Origin of the sequence: Noviherbaspirillum sp., from assembly GCF_035627455.1 — a bacterium.
In the GTDB taxonomy this organism is placed as follows: domain Bacteria; phylum Pseudomonadota; class Gammaproteobacteria; order Burkholderiales; family Burkholderiaceae_D; genus Noviherbaspirillum.
Genome location: NZ_DASPLS010000028.1, coordinates 1 through 20,341, shown reverse-complemented (window position 1 = coordinate 20,341; position 20,341 = coordinate 1). Strand labels below are relative to the sequence as shown.

Below are 20,341 nucleotides of genomic sequence, written 5' to 3'. Positions count from 1 at the left end.
GTTATATATAGCAGTTGTTAATTTTGGGGCTTGCCGCAGACCGGATCGACAGACCGGTCGCCGGCAAGCCCCAGTCACGTTGTCAAGCAACAACAATCATTTTTGCCACACCTTGCGGATTCCCGATGCCAGTTTTACCCGAGTTAGCAACTTGGTTACACTTGCGCGCCTAAGTCCATGATGATATGGTGAAAGTTCCCCCTAACAATGTTACAGTGGCGCCGTGGTGGAACACATTTCATAAATGGGCCGGCCCTCCTGTTTATGAAATGCGTTCTAGTGCCGGTACCAGATACGCAAACGGAATGCCCTCTTATGCCATCCAAAATGCATTCAAATAAACGCCCGAATTCTGGCTCGTTCAATTTGAAGAAGCTTAGCGCGGCCGTTGCGTCCGCACTGGTGCTTTCGAATGCGTATGCCGCCGGGTTGGGAAAACTGACGGTGCTGTCCTCGCTGGGCCAGCCGCTGCGCGCCGAGATTGAGCTCACCGCCGTATCCAAGGATGAAGTGGGGGCTCTCTCGGCGAAACTCGCTTCGGCCGAAGCCTACCGCCAGGCGAGCATCGAATTCGCGCCGGCCCTGACGTCGCTGCGCTTTGCGATCGAACAGCGCGGCGATCGCCAGTTCATCCGGATGACATCCTCCCAGCCGCTGAACGAGCCGTTTGTCGACATGCTGCTCGAACTCAGCGGCCCGAACGGCCGCCTGGTGCGCGAATATACCTTCCTGCTCGACCCCGCCGACCTGCGCACCACGCAGTCCGCGCAGGTCGCGCCGGTCAGCGTCCCCGAACTGAATGCACCGGCCGCCCAGGCTCCGGCAGCGCCGCAGGCCGCAGCACCGGTACGCGAGCCGGCGCCGCGCAGGTCGCCGCAGGCCGCGCCCGCACCGCGCGTCGTCAAGCCCGCACCGCAACCCGAGGCGGAAAACCGGACCGGCGCAGCGCCCGGAGATTACAAGGTTCGCAGCGGCGACACGCTGGCGGGTATCGCCAGCCAGGTGAAGCCGGGCGGCGTATCCCTTGACCAGATGCTGGTTGCGCTGTACCAGGCCAACCCGGACGCCTTCGTCGGCAACAACATGAACCGCCTGAAGGCGGGCCAGATCCTGTCGGTACCGGATGCTGACGCCGCGCGCGGCATCAACAGCGCCGAGGCGCGCCAAATCATCGTCGCCCAGTCCGCCGACTTCAATGCCTATCGCAACAAGCTCGCCGGCCAGGTTGCCGGCGCGGCGCCGCAGAAATCCGCGGAAGGCAAGCAGTCCGCGGGCGGCAAGATCACTGCCAAGGTCGAAGAGCGTCCGACCCCGGCTTCCGAATCCAGGGATAAGCTCAAGCTGTCCAACGCCGCGCCGGCAGCCGGAGCGGGCGCGGACAAGGCCGGCGCGCCGACGGTGGAAGACAAGATCGCGCGCGACAAGGCGATCGCCGAGGCCAATGCGCGCGTCAAGGAACTGGAAAAGAATGTCAGCGAGCTGCAAAAGCTGCTCGAGGTGAAGAGCAAGGCCCTCGCCGACCAGCAGAAGCAGGCAGAAGCCAAACCGGCCGCGCCGGCAGCACCGCCGGCCGTGGCACAGGCGCCCGCACCGGCGCCGAAGCCGGCGGAAGCGTTGACCGAGAAACCGGCGGAAGCGAAACCGGCGGAAGCCAAGTCTGCCGAAACCAAGTCTGCCGAAACCAAGCCGGCGGAACCCAAGGCTGAACCGCCGTCCGCCCCGGTAGCCCCGCCGGTTGCCGCGCCTGCAGCCGAGACGCCGCCGGCCGCCAAGCTGAAGCCCGCCGCACCGCCGCCTCCGCCGGCGCCGGAACCGAGCTTCCTCGACGAATTGCTCGACAATCCGCTGATCCTGCCGGGTATCGGCGCACTGCTGGTCGCGCTCGGCGGCCTGGGCATCTACCGTGCCCGGCGCCAGAAGCAGAGCAAGCAGTTCGAAGACAGCATCATCACCGATTCCAGCCTGAAGGCGAACTCGCTGTTCGGCTCTACCGGCGGCCAGAGCGTGGATACCAGCAACAGCGTGTTCAATTCCAGCTTCGCGCCGTCGGCCGGCCAGCTCGACACCAACGAGGTCGACCCGGTTGCGGAAGCCGATGTGTACATCGCCTACGGCCGCGATGCGCAGGCAGAGGAAATCCTGAAGGAAGCGCTGCGTACCCAGCCGGACCGCCATGCGGTGCGGGTGAAGCTGCTCGAAATCTATTCCAACCGCAAGGATCTGCGCGCCTTCGAGGTGCTGGCGACCGAACTGTACGGCCTGACCAAGGGCGAAGGGGAGGATTGGGCGCAGGCTGCGGCAATGGGCGCGGCGATCGACCCGAACAATCCGCTCTATGCATCGGGCAAGAAGGCAGGCGGCGAGGCCGGCCTGGTCGCGCCGACCCAGCCGCTGGACGAGCAAGGCCTGGCAACGCTGCTGTCGACCACGCAGGGCGGCGATACGCCGACGCTGGACTCCATCGACACGCTCGACGCCGACAGCTCCTATTTCAACAATACGGAAATGGCGTCGGATGTCCCGCTGCAGTCGCTGCCTGAAGCCGAGCCGGAACCGGAGCCCGAGCACAAGCTGTCCAGCAACGACCTCGACTTCGACCTCGACGGCATGCAGAACCTGACGCCGCCGGATACCATTCCGCGCCCGGCACCGGTGGAGCCGCCGGCTGACCTGACGTCGATCGACTTCAACTTCCTCGATGAGCCCGCCAAGCCGGCGGAGCCGATGCCGGACCTGTCGAGCGAGCCCGTCGCCGAATTCGAACCGCTGTCGGAGCCGGCTTCCGAGCCCTCTTCGCCGTCGATCCCGTCCATCGATGACCTGGCGTTCTCGCTGACCGACACCAAGCCGGTGCAAGAGCCGGCACAAGAGGCAGCACCGGAGCCGATGCTGGCCGATCTTTCGCTGGATGACCTGACGCTGGACGACGCCTCGCCGGGCAACGCGTCGCCCGACGAAACGGCGTCCGCCGACGCCCTGCCAGACGCGGCGCCAACGGCTGAAGCCGACCCGCTGGATATCGACATCCCGAGCCTGGAGGCAGAGCTCGAGGCGCCGGCAGAAGCGCCGAGGGAGGCCGATCCGCTGGACTTCGACCTGTCCGGCATCAGCCTCGAACTCGCGCCCGCCACACCGGCGGCGGAAAGCACGCAGAACAATGCCACCGCGGACGCCATGGATGCCGACCTGATCGAGCCGCTGTCGCTCGAGCCGGCGGCCGGCCTGCCGGCGGACGACCTTGCCGCGGCCGAGCCGTTGTCGGCGGAAGCGGCGCCCGGCGCGCCGGCGGAACTGCCCGACCTGAACTTCGAAAGCATGGATACCCAGTTCCTCGCGGACGACGCCACGGTCAGCGCCGAGATGGCGACCAAGCTCGACCTGGCGGTCGCCTACCAGGAAATCGGCGACAAGGAAGGCGCGCGCGAACTGCTGGACGAAGTGCTCAAGGGCGGTACGCCGGAACAAAGCGAGCGGGCCAAGACCCTGCTGCTCGAACTGGCCTGATCCGGCAGGTGTTTGTTTGACGGGCGCGGCGTGAAGCTGGCGCCCGTTTTGTTTTATCCAGACAGGAAGACGACTTGAAACGCATCGCGCTCGGTGTGCAATACGACGGCAAGCCCTGGCGCGGCTGGCAGACCCAGCCGGGCGGCGGCACCGTGCAGGACACGCTGGAAGCGGCGCTGAAGCGTTTTGCGCTGGTCGACATCGGCACCACATGTGCCGGGCGGACCGATGCCGGGGTGCATGCGCTGGAGCAGGTGGTGCATTTCGACACCGGGCTCGCTCGCGACATGTTCTCCTGGGTGCGCGGCGTCAATGCCTTCCTGCCGTCCTCGGTCGCCGTGCGCTGGGCGTGCGAGGTGCAGGGCGCCGGCGAGGATGCCTTCCATGCGCGCTTTTCCGCGACCGCGCGCACCTACCATTACGTGATCTACAACCATCCGGTACGGTCGCCCTTGCTCGCCGGAAAGGCAGGATGGGTATTTCGCCCGCTGCAGCTCGAACCGATGCGCGAGGCCGCGCGATTCCTGCTCGGCACCCATGACTTTTCCGCCTTCCGCGCTGCCGAGTGCCAGGCAAAATCGCCGGTCAAGACGATGCACGAGATCCGGATGGAACGCCGCGGCGACATGATTGTCGTTACCTTGACCGCAAACGCTTTCCTGCATCACATGGTGCGCAATATTGTCGGTTCGCTGATCGTGGTCGGCAACGGCAACCAGAAACCGGGATGGATGGCGGACATCCTGGAAAGCCGGGACCGCAGCCGGGCCGCGCCGACTTTCATGCCGGACGGCCTGTACCTGGCAAAGATCGCCTATGATCCGAAATGGCAGCTGCCGCAGGAGCCTGCCGCAGGCATGCCATGGCTGTAATGCAAGCCGGGACAGAACCGGCCCGTTCCACCATCCGTATCCGAACCATGAACTTCCGTACACGCATCAAGATTTGCGGCCTGACGCGCCCCGAGGACCTTGAGGCCGCCGTCGCGGCCGGTGCCGACGCGATCGGGCTGGTGTTCTATCCGAGGAGCCCGCGCTTCATAGCGCCCGAGCAGGCCGCCACGCTCCTGGCCGGCGTGCCGCCTTTCGTGACCGCCGTCGGCCTGTTCGTCAATGCCACGCCGGACGAGGTGGAAGCCGTGGTAAGGGCCGCGCCGGTATCCCTGCTGCAATTCCATGGCGACGAATCGGTGGAGGACTGCGTGGCGATCGCGCAGCGGGTCAACCGGCCTTTCCTGCGCGCGGTGCGGATCGGTGCCGATATGACAGCTGCGGATTTGCTAAAATGCGAGCAACAGTATCGTGCAGCCAGCACGCTGTTCTCCGGATTGCTGCTTGATGCGCTGGTGGACGGCTATGGCGGCGGTGGAAAGGTTTTCGATTGGTCTCTCATCCCAAAAGAGCTCGCGCCTCGGGTCGTTTTGAGTGGTGGCTTGAGCGCGCAAAACGCCACTGAGGCAGTGCTTCAGGTGCGCCCCCGCGCCGTCGACGTCAGCAGCGGCGTCGAACAGGCCAAGGGCATCAAGGACCCCGCCCGCATCCGCGCATTCATTGCCGCGGTGCGCGAGGCGGACGCGACCACGAGCGAATGAACAGAGAGAACCCCCATGAAAGAACTGAACGCGCTTGAACACTACGCCGAGCGCCAGGCGATCCAGACCACCGCATTGCACCAGGCAGCCCGCTACAACCTGCCGGACGCCCGCGGCCACTTCGGCCAGTACGGCGGCAGCTTCGTCTCCGAAACCCTGACCCATGCGCTGGCCGAGCTGAAGGACGGCTACGCGCATTTCCGCAGCGACCCCGACTTCCTCGCCGAATTCGAACGCGAACTCAAGCATTTCGTCGGCCGCCCCAGCCCGATCTATCACGCCAAACGCTGGTCGGAAATGCAGGGCGGCGCGCAGATCTACTTCAAGCGCGAAGACCTGAACCATACCGGCGCGCACAAGATCAACAACGTGATCGGCCAGGCGCTGCTGGCCAAGCGCATGGGCAAGCCGCGCGTGATCGCCGAGACCGGCGCCGGCCAGCACGGCGTGGCAACCGCGACCATCTGCGCGCGCTTCGGCCTGGAATGCGTGATCTACATGGGCAGCGAAGACGTCAAGCGCCAGGTGCAGAACGTGTACCGCATGGAACTGCTCGGCGCGAAGGTGGTGCCGGTGGAGTCCGGTTCGAAGACGCTCAAGGATGCGCTCAATGAAGCGATGCGCGACTGGGTCACCAACGTCGAGAATACCTTCTACATCATCGGCACCGTCGCCGGCCCGCACCCGTATCCGATGATGGTACGCGACTTCCAGTCGGTGATCGGCAAGGAATGCCTGGTGCAGATGCCTGAGCTGACCGGCCGCCAGCCTGACTATGTGGTTGCCTGCATCGGCGGCGGCTCGAACGCGATGGGAATCTTCCATCCCTACATCGACCACAAGGAAGTGCAGCTGGTCGGCGTCGAAGCCGCGGGGGAGGGGCTGGAAACCGGCCGCCATTCGGCCTCGCTGATCGCCGGTTCGCCCGGGGTGTTGCACGGCAACCGCACCTATCTGCTGCAGGACGAGAACGGCCAGATCATCGAGACGCACTCGGTGTCGGCCGGGCTCGACTATCCCGGCGTCGGCCCGGAGCATGCGTACCTGAAGGATGCGGGCAGGGCGCAGTACGTGTCGGTCACCGACGATGAGGCGATCGACGCTTTCCACAACTGCTGCCGCATCGAGGGCATCATCCCGGCGCTGGAATCGAGCCACGCGCTTGCTTACGCGGCCAAGTTCGCCAAGACCCTGCCGAAAGACAAGATCATCCTGGCGAATTTGTCCGGGCGCGGCGACAAGGACATGCACACCGTCGCCGAACGCATGAAGAAGCAGTTCTGAAGCCGGCCGTGCGCCATCCCTTCGATAACAATCGCCGTCGTTCGCACCGGACCTGCCGCCGCCCCCGCCAAGGGGCGGCGCGGGTTTCCGGACGCTGACAACACGGCACAAAAGCGAATCCCACCATGTCGAGAATCCAATCCGCGCTGTCCGCGCTTGCCGAGAAGGGCCGCAAGGGCCTGATTCCTTTCATTACCGCCGGCGACCCCGCGCCGGAACTCACCGTGCCGCTGATGCACGCGCTGGTCGCCGGCGGCGCCGACGTGATCGAACTCGGCGTGCCTTTCTCCGATCCAATGGCTGACGGTCCTGTGATCCAGCGCGCTTCGGAGAGGGCGCTGGCCAATGGCGTCGGCATGCGGCAGGTCTTGCAATTCGTCAAGCAATTCCGCGAGACCAACCAGACCACGCCCGTCGTCCTGATGGGCTACGCAAACCCGATCGAACACATGGGTAGCGCTGCCTTCATCGCGGCGGCGAAAGAGGCTGGCGTGGACGGCGTGCTGGTAGTGGATTATCCGCCCGAGGAATGCGAGGAGTTTGCCGGAGCGTTGAAGGAAAACGGTCTCGATCCGATTTTCCTGCTCGCGCCGACCTCGACCGCCGAGCGGATTGAGCAGGTTGGCAAAATAGCAAGCGGTTATGTGTACTATGTGTCGCTCAAGGGGGTGACCGGCTCCGGCCATCTCGACCTCGAAGGGGTGGCGAACAAGATGCCGACAATCAAGAAGCACGTGCGGGTACCGGTCGGTGTCGGTTTCGGCATCCGCGACGGCGCGACTGCAAGAGCGATTGCTTCGGTGTCGGACGCGGTCGTGATCGGCAGCCGCATCATCCAGGAGCTGGAAAACACGCCGCGCGAGAACGCGGTTGCGGCAGTGCAGCAGTTCATCGCCGGCATCCGCCACGCGCTGGACGAATAAAGTGTCATTTTGTTATTGATCCGCGATATTGGCGTCAGGCAAGGCGGGCGGTACAATGCCGAACCTGAAAAACCGAAATGAGGTCTCCATGAGTTGGCTTGAAAAACTGCTTCCTCCGCGCATCCAGCGATCCGACTCCGGCACGCGCAAGTCCGTACCGGAAGGTCTGTGGGTCAAGTGCCCGTCGTGCGAGGCAGTGCTGTACCGTGCCGACCTCGAATCGAACGTCCACGTCTGCCCGAAGTGCGACCACCACATGCGCATCCGCGCGCGAGAGCGCCTCGACGCGCTGCTCGACGCCGGCGGCCGTTATGAAATCGGCCAGGAAGCGCTGCCGGTCGACACGCTCAAGTTCAAGGACAGCAAGAAGTACCCGGACCGCCTGAAGGATGCGATGGAAGGCACCGGCGAAACCGATGCGCTGATCGTGATGGGCGGCGCGATCATGTCGCTGCCGGTGGTGGTGGCCTGCTTCGAATTCGAATTCATGGGCGGCTCCATGGGCTCCGTGGTCGGCGAGCGCTTCGCGCGCGGCGCGCAGGCGGCGCTGGAACAGAAGGTGCCGTTCATCTGCATCACCGCCACCGGCGGCGCGCGCATGCAGGAAGGCCTGCTGTCGCTGATGCAGATGGCCAAGACCACCGCGATGCTGACCAAGCTGTCCGAAAAGAAGCTGCCCTTCATCTCGGTGCTGACCGACCCCACCATGGGCGGCGTGTCTGCGTCGTTCGCGTTCATGGGCGACGTGGTGATCGCGGAACCGAAGGCGCTGATCGGCTTCGCCGGCCCGCGCGTGATCGAGAACACCGTGCGCGAGAAGCTGCCGGAAGGCTTCCAGCGTTCCGAATTCCTGCTGCAGAAGGGCGCCATCGACATGATCGTCGACCGCCGCAAGATGCGCGAGGAAATCGCGCGCCTGCTGGCGCTGCTGCAGAACCAGCCGGCCGAAGTCCTGGCTTGACGATTCCGATATCGCCGCGAAGCCCGGGCTGAACAGGTCCGGGCTTTTCATTTTCAGCGTCCGTTTTTTCTCTTCCTGCCATGCAAAACCTTCCCGCAACCCTCGCCGAATGGCTCGCCAAGCTCGAATCCATGCACCCCAGGGCCATCGACATGGGCCTGGAACGCGTCGCGCAGGTGAAGGACCGGCTGCAGATCCGCTTCGATTGCCCGGTGATCATCGTTGGCGGCACCAACGGCAAGGGTTCGACCTGCGCCATGCTGGAATCCATCCTGATGCAGGCAGGCTATCGCGTCGGGCTGTACACCTCGCCGCACCTGATTGATTTCAACGAGCGCGCGCGCCTCCTCGGAGAGCCGGCCGGCGACGCGGCATTGATCGAGCAGTTCGCGGCAGTGGAGGCAGCGCGCGGCGACGTCTCGCTGACCTATTTCGAATTCACCACGCTGGCGATCCTGCGCCTGTTCGCGCAGGCGCAGCTGGACGCGGTGATCCTCGAAGTCGGGCTCGGCGGACGCCTCGATGCGGTCAACGTGATCGATGCGGATGTCGCCATCGTCACCAGCGTCGACATCGACCATACCGAATACCTCGGCAATACGCGTGAACAGATCGGCTTCGAAAAGGCCGGCATTTTCCGGCCCGGCAAGCCGGCGATCTGCAGCGATCCGGTGCCGCCGCAATCGCTGATCGACCATGCGCAGGCGATCGGCGCCGACCTCTGGCTGTTCGGCCGCGATTTCAACTATTCCGGCGACAAGCAGCAATGGAATTACGGCGGGCGCGGGCAGCGCCGCAACTCGCTCGGCTATCCCAGCCTGCGCGGCGCCAACCAGCTGCTCAATGCCTCCGCGGCGCTGGCCGCCCTCGAAGCGCTGCGCCATCGGCTGCCGGTGGGCGCGCAGGAAGTGCGTAACGGCCTGGTGCTGGTTGAACTGCCCGGCCGCTTCCAGGTGTTGCCGGGTCGCCCGAGCATCGTGCTCGACGTTGCGCACAACCCGCATGCCGCCGCAACGCTTGCGCAGAACCTGAACAACATGGGCTTTCATCCATACACCTATGCGGTGTTCGGCGCGATGCAGGACAAGGACATCGCCGGCGTGATCGCGCACCTGAAGGACATCGTCGACCACTGGTGCCTGACCGACCTGCCGCTGCCGCGGGCGGCGACGGCCGAACAGCTGAAGCAGAAGCTGCTCGAAGCGGGCGTCGTTCCCCAGACGGGGGCGGGCGCCGAACGCAGCATTGAAACCTTTGCATCGCCGGCGGCGGCATTCGCGAGCGCGAGAAGCAGGGCGGGGGAGAATGATAGAATTGCGGTTTTCGGATCCTTCCTGACTGTCGCCGGCGTGATGGAAGCGAGAAGGGCCGGCGCCCAGGCTTGAGGGCGATGACGCTTTATCAAGACCGCATCCGCTTTCACTGATGGACTTCATTTTTATCGCATGAGCTTGTTCTCGTTCCTCCGTAAAAACAAGCAGGAATCGGCTTCCGACGACAGCGCCTTTTATTCGCGCGCCGAAGAGGATTCCAAGGCGGTACGCAGCCGCGCCAGGCGCCGGACCGGCAAGAACGAGCAGGGCAATGATCCGCTCGACCCGGTCTTGCCGGAAAAGAAACGCGCCCGCCGCCGGCTGATCGGCGCAGTAGCGCTGGTGCTGGCCGCGGTAGTGGGCCTGCCGATGATTCTCGATTCCGAGCCCAGGCCGCTGACCGACGATATCGCGATCCAGATTCCTTCCAAGGACAAACCTGCCGGCGGCGCCATTGTCCGGCCGAACGGACCGGCGGTGGCGACCAGGGTGGCGGCTTCCGCATCGCTTGACCCGAAGGAGGAAGTGATCGAGCCTGCGGCGGTCGAGCCGAAGGCGGCTGCAGCGGAAGACACTGCCGCCAAACCAAGGGACGATGCCAAACCGGCAGCGGATACCGCCAAGGCCGAAGCCAAGCCCGCTGATGCGCAGGACAAGGCAGCCAGGACCGAGAAGACCGACAAGGCTGAAAAGGCTGACAAGGCGGCGGATGCGGCGCGCGCCATGGCATTGTTGGACGGGAAACCCGATCCCAAGGCCGCCGACAAGAAAAATCAGAAATTTGTGGTCCAGGTTGCGGCACTTGCGACCAAAGAAAAGATCGATGAACTGCAGGGCAAGCTGAAAGGCGCCGGCATCAAGTCGTATACCGAAAAGATCGCGACCCAGTCGGGCGACCGTACCCGCATCCGGGTCGGCCCCTTCCCAAGCAAGGAAGAAGCGGAGAAAGTCCGCGCCAGGATCGTCAAGCTCGGGCTGAACGGCACGCTGGTGCCCGCTTGATTTTTGCCGCGCCGTGACAATCTTCGATTACCTGGTGGTGTTCGTGCTGGTGTGCTCGGTCGTGATCAGCACCCTGCGCGGCCTGGTCAAGGAAATCCTGTCGCTGATGAGCTGGGTGGTGTCCTTCGTGGTCGCCAATGCCTACGGCGAGGACCTGGCCAGGCTGTTGCCGGACGTGGTGCCGGGCAATACCACGCGGCTGATCGTGGCATTTGTTGCATTGTTCATCGGTGTCAGGTTGCTCATGATGTTGCTCAGCATGGCGATCGATGCGGTGATCAAGGCAACCGGATTGACGCTGGCCGACCGCGGCCTGGGTGGCCTGTTCGGTCTGGGCCGCGGCCTGGTGATCGTGCTGGCGGCGGTCCTGTTGTGCGGGATGACGGCGATTCCGCAGCAGGCCTTCTGGAAGGAGGCGCTGCTCAGCCCGCTGGCGGAAACCGCCGCGCGCACCGTCAAGCCTTTCCTGCCGGGCGACTTCGCGCGGCATGTACAGTTTTGAAATATTCAAGTAAGGAGCCCCACCATGTGCGGCATTGTTGGCGTTGTTTCCCAAGGCCCGGTCAACCAGCTGATCTATGACGCGCTGTTGCTGCTGCAGCACCGCGGCCAGGATGCGGCCGGTATTGCAACCAATCACGGCAATATGTTCTCGATGCACAAGGCCAATGGACTGGTGCGCGACGTGTTTCGGACGCGTAACATGCGTTCGCTGCCGGGCACTGCCGGCATCGGCCAGGTGCGCTACCCGACGGCCGGTTCCGACAGCGCGGAAGAGGCGCAGCCGTTCTACGTGAACGCGCCGTTCGGCATCATCCTCGCGCACAACGGCAACCTGACGAACTGGGAACAGCTCAAGGTCGAGATGTTCAACAACGACCGCCGCCACATCAACACCGATTCGGACTCCGAGGTGCTGCTGAACGTGCTTGCGCATGAGATCCAGCAGGCGACGACCGGTTATTCGCTCGATCCTTCCGCGCTGTTCAAGGCGGTGACCGCGCTGCACAAGCGGGTGCGCGGGTCCTACGCGGTGGTCGCGCAGATCGCTGGCTACGGCCTGCTCGCGTTCCGCGACCCGTTCGGCATCCGTCCGCTGTGCATCGGCTTCAATGACACCGACAAGGGCACGGAATACATCGTCGCGAGCGAGTCGGTGGCGCTGGAAGGCCTGGGATTCCGCTTCCTGCGCGATGTGCTGCCGGGCGAAGCGATCTTCATCGACCTCGACGGCAAGCTGTACAACCAGCAGTGCGCGGACAACCCGGTGCTCAATCCGTGCGCGTTCGAATTCGTCTACCTTGCGCGTCCCGACTCGGTGATCGACGGCGCATCGGTGTACGCCACCCGCCTGAAGATGGGCGAATACCTGGCCGAGAAGATCCGGCGCGAGTTCGCGGGCGGCGACATCGACGTCGTGATGCCGATTCCCGATTCCTCCCGCCCGGCGGCGATGGAGCTGGCGCACAAGCTCAACCTCGAGTACCGCGAGGGCTTCATCAAGAACCGCTACATCGGCCGCACCTTCATCATGCCCGGCCAGGCGCAGCGCCGGAAGTCGGTGCGCCAGAAGCTCAACGCGATCAGCGCCGAGTTCAAGGGCAAGAACGTGCTGCTGGTGGACGACTCGATCGTGCGCGGCACCACCAGCCGCGAAATCGTGCAGATGGCGCGCGACTCCGGCGCCAAGCGCGTGATCTTCGCGTCGGCGGCGCCGCCGGTGAAATTCCCGAACGTGTACGGCATTGATATGCCCACGCGCAACGAGCTGATCGCGCACGGCCGCAGCGAAGAGGAAGTGTGCCGCGAGATCACCGCGGATGCGCTGGTGTACCAGGACGTGGAGGCGCTCAAGCGCTCCATCTCGGACATCAATCCCGCGCTGCGGAATTTCGAGGCGTCCTGCTTCGACGGCGTGTACGTGACCGGCGATGTGTCGCGCGATTACCTCGATCGTCTCGAATTCGCCCGCAACAATCCGAAGCCGTCCAGCGAGGACGCGGTACGGTCGCAGCTGAACCTGAATCTGGCGCGGGTCGACTGACCGGCCGTCGCCAGGCGGAGAAAAGCCCGCTGCCCGGCAGGGACAGCGGGCTTTTTTTGCACTTCATGCCGCCTGGCGCAGCAGCGAGGCGAATTCATTTGCCGGCAGCGGCCGGCTGAAATAGTAGCCCTGCATCTCGTCGCAGTTGTGGTCGCGCAGGAAGGCGACCTGTTCCTCCGTCTCCACTCCTTCGGCGATCACCTTCAGGTTCAGGCTGTGGCCGAGCGAGATCACGGTGCTGGTGATCGCCGCGTCGTCGGCATCGGTGGCAATGTCGCGCACGAAGGATTGGTCGATCTTCAGGTGGTGCAGCGGGAAGCGCTTCAGGTAGGAGAGGCTGGAGTAGCCGGTGCCGAAATCGTCGATCGACAGCTGCACCCCGAGGTCTTCCAGTTCCTTCAGTTTTTCGATGAACAGCTCGGCGCTGTTCATCACGATGCTTTCGGTCAGTTCCAGCTCGAGGTGCCGCGCATCCAGATCCATGTCTTCGAGCGCGCGGGCCACCGATTCGACCAGCCCCTCCTGCCGGAACTGGCGCGCCGACAGGTTGACCGAGATGCTGATCGGCGGCAGTCCGGCGTTCTGCCATGCCTTGTTCTGTGCGCACGCGGTATGCAGCACCCAGTCTCCTATCGGCACGATGAGTCCGATTTCCTCGGCCATCGGAATGAAGCGTGTCGGCGATACCATGCCCATGTCCGGATGATTCCACCTGATCAGCGCCTCGGCGCCGATGATCTTCCCGGACATCGCCTCGACCTTGGGCTGGTAAAACAGTTCGAATTCCTTGCGGTCGAGCGCGCGCCGCAGCGCGCTTTCCAGTTCCGCGCGTTCGAGCGCACGCACGCTCATCTCGCGGGAATAAAACTGGAAGGCATTGCCGCGCTCTTCCTTTGCCCGGTACATCGCGATGTCGGCGTTGCGCAGCAACGACTGCATGTCCTCTCCGTCGTCCGGATAGATCGTTGCGCCCACGCTGGTGCTGACGAAGAGCTCGTGCCCGCGGATGATGAACGGCTCGGTGAAGATATCGAAAATCTTGTGCACGACGCCGGTGACGTCCTGCGGGCGCTGCAGGTTCGTGAGCAGGATGATGAATTCGTCGCCGCCCTGGCGCGCGACGGTATCGCCTTCGCGGATCACCGCGCGCAGGCGATGCGACACTTCCAGCAGCAGCGCGTCGCCGAGTTCGTGGCCGAAGCTGTCGTTGATGCCCTTGAAGCGGTCGAGGTCCAGAAACAGCAGCGCCAGCAGCGTCCCGCTGCGGCGCGAGTGCGCCATTGCCTGCGTGATGCGGTCGCCCAGCAGGTTGCGGTTGGCCAGGCTGGTCAGCGCGTCGTGCCCGGCCAGGTATTCGATGCGCGCCTCGTACGCCTTGCGTTCGCTGATATCGATGGCGATGCCGTCGAAGCGCTGTAACTGGCCGCGCTCGTCGCGGATGGCCCTGGCACGTTCCTCGATCCAGCGCACCTCGCCGTCGGGCCGCGTGATGCGGTACTCGCAGGTGATGCGGGACTGGCGCGACAGGCCGGCGTGCGCTTCGAGCACTGCCGGCCTGTCTTCGGCATGGATCACGCGGAACCACAGGGTCCGGTCCCGGTAGAACTGTTCGATCGGCCGGCCGTAAATCTTTTCGACCATCGAATTCAGGTAGATGAACTGCTCATGGGTGGCCGACCACACCACGTTGTCGATCGAGTCGAGAATGCTCGACAGCTTTTCTTCGGTGGCGCGCAGCGCGCGCTCGGCCTGTTCGCGCGCCGACTTCGTGCGCAGGCTGACCACGCCGAAGGAAATGTCGTCCGCAAGCTCTTCGAGCATGGCGATCTGCTCCGCGTCGAACAGCCCCGGATGGGGTTCGCAGATTGTCAGCACGCCGAAGACGCGTCCATGGTCCTTCAGCGGCAGGGATACCACCGCGTCTTCGTCATCGCCGCTCCCGGGGCCGCCGAGGCCGGCGCGCGCGGGTGGTCCGGCGGCGACGTCGATCACGAGCCAGGCGCGGCCCGGCTCCTTCGACGCCTCGGGGCCTGCGGCATGAGCCGCCGCAAACCGGTTCGCCGTGGCGCGCTGGAAGTCGACCGGTGCGCCGGCATGGGCGACCGCCCTGACGCTGCCGCCGTCGTCGAGATAGCCGATCCACGCAGCGCGGTAACCGCCGGCTTCCACCACGGTACGGCACATGTCTTTCAGCAAGCTCGTTTCATCGGATGCGTGCACCATGATGTGGTTGCATTCCGCCATGACCGTGCGCGCCCGCAGGCTGCGCCGCAGCGCTTCCTGCGCCTGCTTGCGGTCGTTGACCTCCAGTTTCAGCTGTTCATGCTGTTTCTGGATCGCCCCGTACAGCAGCAGGTTTTCGTAGACGACGGCGAGCTGCGCCGCGACGGTGACCGCGGCCCGTTCATCGACCTCGCTGAATTCTTCCGTGCCGAGCTTGTCGCACAGGTACAGCCATCCGAAGACATTTTCCTGCGACGCGACGGGCACGGCGAGGATGGAGTGCACCGGCGGGTGCATCGCGGGCAGGCCGACGCGGGTAGGGTCGCCCTGCAGGCCGCGCAGGCGCTTTGGAGCACGGGCGGCTAGCATCTCGCCCAACAGGCCGGCGCCGGGCGCAGGCGCCTCCATGCGCGCGAGCGTGTCCTGATCGATCCCGCGGGTGACGAAATGCTCGAGCCCGCTGTGATCGTCGGCGAAAATGCCGATCGCGGCATATTTCGCGATGCAGATGTCCTGTACCACCCGGCAGCTGATGTCCAGCAGATGCCTTGGTTCGCGCTCGGCCGCGAGTTCGATCCCGAGTTCGATCAATGCGGTCAGGCGCAGGCTTACCGCCTGCAGGCTGGACAGCGCTTTCGACAGCCGCTGTACCACATGCTGCAAGCCTTCGATGTCGGCATTCATCACCTCGCCGCCATGGACGAGCTGCGACACGAGATGGCTGCTCGTTTCCAGTTCCGTCAGATACTGGGACAGCTGGTCGTCGAGCGCGCCGAGCCGCGGCTGTTCCACCGGTACCGGTGCCGGCGCATGTTCCGCCAGGGGTTTGCCCTGCACGCCGAGTGCTTCATGCACGGTTTTCAGGATCAGGTCCGGGTCGGACGGCTTGGGCAGGACCCATTTCACGCCGCACGCCATCGCCATGATGCCGGCCTCGCGCTCGTGATAGGCGGCGGTGTAGAAAATCACCGGCGTGTGGGCGATGGCGGGAATGGCGCGCAGACGGGTGACGAATTCATAGCCGTCCATGTTCGGCATCAGTATGTCGGCAATCACTAGGTCCGGCCGCTTGGCGCATGCAAGCTCCAGCCCCTCGGCGCCATTGGTCGCCTCGAGCAGGCGGTGACCGCTGTAACCAAGGAGAACCATCAGGAATTGCCGGTTCAGCACATGATCGTCAACGATCAGAATAGTCGCCATCTTCTCTCCTTGTGACTCGATGCATCGCGGCCGCACCTGCTATTCGACAGACCGGGACGGAGATCGTGCAATACCGGAAGCAGGGCGCGGCGATCCTGCCGTCACTGCACCTTCACCGCGCCGTCGCTTGCGGCGTGCCATGTTTCCTCGACAGAAAGCCTTCTATGTCTTGCGAAAAAGTCTCCGGCTCGATCGGCTTGCTGATGTAACCGTCGAATCCGGCCGCAAGCAGTTTTTCGCGGTCGCCCACCATCGCCAGCGCCGTCACCGCCACCACCGGAACATCGCACAGCGCCGGGTGCTGGCGCAGCGCCATGACGACGGCATCGCCGTCCAGCCGCGGAAGGTGGACATCGCAAACGATGAGATCGGGAGGCTCGGCAAAGGCAACTGCCAGCCCGGCCTCGCCATCGGCGGCAAAGCTCAGCTGATGCCCGCGTGCCTCGAGCAGGTAGGCCATCAGCTCCATGTTGGCCGGATTGTCTTCGATGATGAGGATGCGCGCGTTCAAGGGCGGGTCCTCCATGGATCATGGTTGCAGGGATCCGGCGCAGGCCGGACGGCGGGGGCGGGGCGAGCGTTCATGCGGTCGAGCCCTCCAGGAGCAGGGTGAATGCGCTGCCTTCGCCGTAGCGGCTCTCGAAGGAGATCCGCGCGCCGATCAGGTCGGCCAGCTTCTGGCTCAGGTGGAGACCCAGCCCGGTCCCTTCGATACGGCGCGTCGACGTGGCGTCGAGCTGGGTGAAGGCCTGGAACAGTTTCGGCTGCTCTTCCGGCTTGATGCCGATGCCGGTATCGCGCACCGTGATGCTCGCGCCGGGACCGTCGCCGTCCGGGCGCGCCAGCGTGATTGCCACCTCGCCGCGGTCGGTGAACTTGATCGCGTTGTTGATGAGGTTGATCAGGATCTGGCTCAGCGCCCGGCGGTCGGTCGTGATCACGACATCTTCGGCCGGCAGTTCGGAACGGAATTGCAAACCCTTGCTCGCGGCCAGCGGCCTCAGGGTCTCCGTCAATCCGTTGATCACCGACTGGCAAACCACGGGTTCTGCGGAAAGCTCGATCTTGCCCGATTCGATCTTCGCCAGATCGAGCAGGTCGTTGATCAGCGAGAGCAGGTGCCGCGCGCTGGTCTGTATGGTCTTGAGCTGCTTTTCCTGGTCGCCCGTGAGCGGGCCGGGCAGGCGCATCAGCAAGGTGCCGGTGAAGCCGATGATCGCATTGAGCGGCGTGCGCAATTCATGCGACATGCTTGCCAGGAAACGGTCCTTGGCCTGGTTCGCCTTCTCCAGCTCGATGTTTTTGTCGTGCAACGTGCGCTCGATACGCTTGCGTTCGGTAATGTCCCGGATCGCGCTCGATACCAGGATGCCTTCTTCGGTCTCCAGCGGGCTCAGGCTGATTTCTACCGGAAACTCGGTGCCGTCCTTGCGCAACCCATACAGCTCCAGTCCCGCGCCCATCGCGCGGGTGCGCGGCTCGTCGAAGAACCCGCTGCGGTAGGTCGGGTGCTTTGTTTCAAAGCGCTGCGGCACCAGTACGTCGACCTTTTTGCCGAGCAATTCCTCGCGCCGGTAGCCGAACAGCTTTTCCGTCTGCGAGTTCACCAGCAAGATTTCCCCCTGCCGATTGACGATCACGAAGGCGTCCGGCGCGGATTCCAGGAAGCCGCGGAATTTGCGTTCCGCCTTCTTCCGTTCGCTGATGTCGCGCACCGCGCTCATGACCAGCGTGCCTTCCTCCGTCTGCAACGGACTCAGGCTGATCTCGACCGGGAACTCCACGCCGTCCTTGCGCAAGCCATACAGTTCCAGTCCAGCCCCCATGGAACGCGTGCGCGGCTGGCCAAAGTAGTTGCCGCGGTGACCGACGTGGCCGTGGCGGAAGCGCTCCGGCAGCAGCATTTCCACCGGCAGGCCGCGCAACTCGCCGGAGTCGTAGCCGAACAGCTTTTCCGCCTGCGAGTTCGCCAGCACCACATACCCGGTGGAATTGGCCATCACTATACCGTCGGGCATCGATTCCAGCAGATTTCGAAACCGCGCTTCGAGAAGCTTGGCATCGCGCAAGACCTTCAACGCGGTCACATCCTTTTGGGACGTCAGCAGGAGTTCACTGCCGCCGCTGCCGGTGATCGCCTTGGCGGTCACATCCACATACAGCAATGAACCGTCCTTGCGCCGCCGCACCGATTCGTAACTGCAGGAACCGGTGCGGATCGCCGCCTGCAGGTGTTGCAGTTCATCCTGCTCGCGGCCTGGGGGGGCGATGAGCGCGCCGAGCGAGGCGCCAACCGCCTCCTCCGGCATGTAGCCGAACACGTTCACCGCGCCGCTGCTCCAGTGGAGGATCTTGCCGCCCGCGTCCAGCACCGCGATGGCGTCCGGCGACTCTTGCAATACCAGGCTCTCGAAATCCATCGTTCAATATTGGTGGCATCCGGTTTCGTGTTTGTTCGTCACGATAATGTTTCGACAGGCGCGTGACGGCACACTGTGCTTGTTTGACTAGGATCACTGCTGTCCGGATTAGTGCAAATTTAAGCAGGGATGTTCTCCGACAGTTGTAGGAAAGTGCCGTAACATGCCAGGGTTTTGCGTTCGCTGCGTTTTGCGTTACGATAAGGACCGCGCCGATTTGATTCTGCTTGCGGGCGCCCGGGTCGAGTCCCATGACAAATGCAGCTAAAACGGATCCGGATTCCCATCGCCAACCCGTTCTAGCGCACGCTGAACGGGTTTTTGTTTGCCATGACTGATACGAAGAAATACGGTTTCACTACCTCCATCCTGCACAGCGATCGCCAGAAGCCGATCGAGCACGGTTCCCTGCACAAACCGGTGCATACCTCGGTCACCTTCGGCTACCGCGACGCGCGCCAGCTCGCCGAGGTATTCCAGGGCAAACAGCCCGGCTACCGCTATGGACGCCAGGGCAATCCGACGGTTTCGGCGCTGGAAGACAAGATTACCCGGATGGAGCAGGGGCTGGCGACGATCTGTTTTTCCACCGGCATGGCAGCGATCGGCGCTGTAGTGCAGGCGCTGCTGCGGCAGGGGGACCACGTCGTGTCGTCAGGATTTCTGTTTGGCAATACGAACAGCCTGTGGCAGACCGTCAGCGGCCTTGGGGTTGATGTCGCGCTGGTCGATGCCACCGATGTGAAGAATGTCGAGGCGGCGCTCACCCCGAAGACCCGTCTGGTGTTTGTCGAAACCATTGCCAATCCGCGCACGCAGGTCGCCGACCTGAAGCGCATCGGCCAATTGTGCCGCGACCGCGGCATCCTGTATGTGGTCGACAACACCATGACCTCGCCTTACCTGTTCCGGCCGAAGATGGTCGGCGCCAGCCTGGTCGTCAACGCGCTCACCAAATCGATTGGCGGGCATGGCAATGCTCTCGGCGGCAGCCTGACCGACACCGGCTTGTTCGACTGGACCAGGTTTCCGAACATTCTCGACACCTACAAGCGCTACATCCCCGGCCAGTGGGGCATGGCGCAGGTGCGCGCCAAGAGCCTGCGCGATTTCGGCGCCGCTCTCGGTCCGGAAGCGGCGCACCATATCGCCGTCGGCGCGGAAACGATGGCGCTGCGCATGGAGCGCGAGTGCGCCAACGCGCTCGCGCTGGCGCGCATGCTCGAAGCCGATGACCGGGTGGCCGCGGTGCACTACCCGGGCCTGGCCTCCCATCCGCAGCACAAGCTGGCGACCGACCTGTTCGCCGGCTACGGCAGCCTGTTCAGCTTCGAACTGAAGGACGGCATCGACTGCTTCGACTACCTGAACCGGCTCAGGCTGGGCATTCCGGCAAGCAATCTTGGCGACACGCGCACGCTGGTCATCCCGGTGGCGCACACCATCTTTTATGAAATGGGCCTGGAACGGCGCACCAGCATGGGCATCGCCGAATCCCTGATCCGGGTATCGGTCGGCATCGAGGATTCCGTCGACCTGCTCGAGGATTTCCGGCAGGCGCTCGACGGCTGAGAAGCCGGATTTGCCAAATTTCCCAATAAAAACAATTCACTGCAGAAAGTAGATTCTGGCTAAAATACGCGAGTGATATTTTCCTCTGTGAGTAAGGAGCGCGTATGGCACGGCCGGAGAAGGTCCGCCTCGGTGAAATTCTTGTACAGCAGAAACTGCTTTCTGAAGAGCAACTGCAGTTTTCGCTGACCGAGCAAAAGCGTACCGGCCGCAAACTCGGGCGTGTCTTCATTGAGAACGGGTTTGTCACCGAAGAGCAGATTTCGGGGGCGCTGGCCAAGCAGCTCAATATTCCTTACATCAA

Annotated in this window: 14 protein-coding genes and 1 pseudogene; 12 read left to right on the top strand and 3 right to left on the bottom strand. The window is 63.9% G+C overall.

The window, feature by feature from the left end:
• Positions 1–366 precede the first annotated feature (366 nt).
• The 10 genes from VEC01_RS04820 to purF all read left to right on the top strand — a co-directional run bounded on the left by VEC01_RS04820 (position 367) and on the right by purF (position 12,622).
• Positions 367–3,504 (top strand): FimV/HubP family polar landmark protein, encoded by a 3,138-nt coding sequence (locus tag VEC01_RS04820; protein WP_324899297.1) that lies wholly within the window; start codon positions 367–369, stop codon positions 3,502–3,504.
• A gap of 74 nt (positions 3,505–3,578) precedes the next feature.
• On the top strand, positions 3,579–4,376 hold the full coding sequence (truA, locus tag VEC01_RS04815) for a tRNA pseudouridine(38-40) synthase TruA (RefSeq protein WP_324899295.1): 798 nt from the start codon (positions 3,579–3,581) through the stop codon (positions 4,374–4,376).
• On the top strand, positions 4,376–5,095 hold the full coding sequence (locus tag VEC01_RS04810; protein ID WP_324899355.1) for a phosphoribosylanthranilate isomerase: 720 nt from the start codon (positions 4,376–4,378) through the stop codon (positions 5,093–5,095). Before truA ends, VEC01_RS04810 begins: the two co-directional genes overlap by 1 nt.
• A 15-nt stretch (positions 5,096–5,110) precedes the next feature.
• Positions 5,111–6,379: a tryptophan synthase subunit beta gene (trpB, locus tag VEC01_RS04805; RefSeq protein ID WP_324899293.1), complete on the top strand. Its 1,269-nt coding sequence runs from the start codon at positions 5,111–5,113 to the stop codon at positions 6,377–6,379.
• Positions 6,380–6,504: 125 nt separating this feature from the next.
• On the top strand, positions 6,505–7,302 hold the full coding sequence (gene trpA / locus VEC01_RS04800) for a tryptophan synthase subunit alpha (RefSeq protein ID WP_324899291.1): 798 nt from the start codon (positions 6,505–6,507) through the stop codon (positions 7,300–7,302).
• An 88-nt stretch (positions 7,303–7,390) separates the two neighbouring features.
• Entirely contained in the window at positions 7,391–8,263 is an 873-nt protein-coding gene (gene accD, locus VEC01_RS04795; RefSeq protein ID WP_324899289.1) for an acetyl-CoA carboxylase, carboxyltransferase subunit beta, read from the top strand.
• A gap of 80 nt (positions 8,264–8,343) precedes the next feature.
• Positions 8,344–9,648, top strand: a complete 1,305-nt coding sequence (gene folC / locus VEC01_RS04790; protein WP_324899287.1) for a bifunctional tetrahydrofolate synthase/dihydrofolate synthase — start codon at positions 8,344–8,346, stop codon at positions 9,646–9,648.
• Positions 9,649–9,708: 60 nt separating this feature from the next.
• Entirely contained in the window at positions 9,709–10,578 is an 870-nt protein-coding gene (locus VEC01_RS04785) for an SPOR domain-containing protein (RefSeq protein WP_324899286.1), read from the top strand.
• A 13-nt stretch (positions 10,579–10,591) separates the two neighbouring features.
• Positions 10,592–11,080 carry a CvpA family protein gene (locus VEC01_RS04780; RefSeq protein ID WP_324899284.1) on the top strand — a complete coding sequence of 163 codons (489 nt, stop codon included), beginning with the start codon at positions 10,592–10,594 and terminating at the stop codon, positions 11,078–11,080.
• A 24-nt stretch (positions 11,081–11,104) separates the two neighbouring features.
• Positions 11,105–12,622: an amidophosphoribosyltransferase gene (gene purF, locus VEC01_RS04775; protein ID WP_324899282.1), complete on the top strand. Its 1,518-nt coding sequence runs from the start codon at positions 11,105–11,107 to the stop codon at positions 12,620–12,622.
• Between the two features lie 63 nt (positions 12,623–12,685).
• Here purF and VEC01_RS04770 read toward each other — a convergent pair whose 3' ends face one another.
• The 3 genes from VEC01_RS04770 to VEC01_RS04760 all read right to left on the bottom strand — a co-directional run bounded on the left by VEC01_RS04770 (position 12,686) and on the right by VEC01_RS04760 (position 18,465).
• Positions 12,686–16,045 (bottom strand): EAL domain-containing protein, encoded by a 3,360-nt coding sequence (locus VEC01_RS04770; protein ID WP_324899280.1) that lies wholly within the window; start codon positions 16,043–16,045, stop codon positions 12,686–12,688.
• A gap of 112 nt (positions 16,046–16,157) precedes the next feature.
• The gene (locus VEC01_RS04765) at positions 16,158–16,556 is read right to left on the bottom strand and encodes a response regulator (RefSeq protein WP_324899278.1); all 399 of its coding nucleotides are present in this window, start codon (positions 16,554–16,556) and stop codon (positions 16,158–16,160) included.
• Between the two features lie 70 nt (positions 16,557–16,626).
• Positions 16,627–18,465: a PAS domain S-box protein gene (locus VEC01_RS04760; protein ID WP_324899276.1), complete on the bottom strand. Its 1,839-nt coding sequence runs from the start codon at positions 18,463–18,465 to the stop codon at positions 16,627–16,629.
• A gap of 330 nt (positions 18,466–18,795) precedes the next feature.
• Here VEC01_RS04760 and VEC01_RS04755 point away from each other — a divergent pair, with 330 nt between their 5' ends.
• Complete coding sequence (locus VEC01_RS04755; protein ID WP_324899274.1) at positions 18,796–20,037, top strand: cystathionine gamma-synthase family protein; 1,242 nt, start codon at positions 18,796–18,798, stop codon at positions 20,035–20,037.
• Between the two features lie 104 nt (positions 20,038–20,141).
• Positions 20,142–20,341 (top strand): annotated as a pseudogene (locus tag VEC01_RS04750) (MSHA biogenesis protein MshE); the annotation flags it as partial.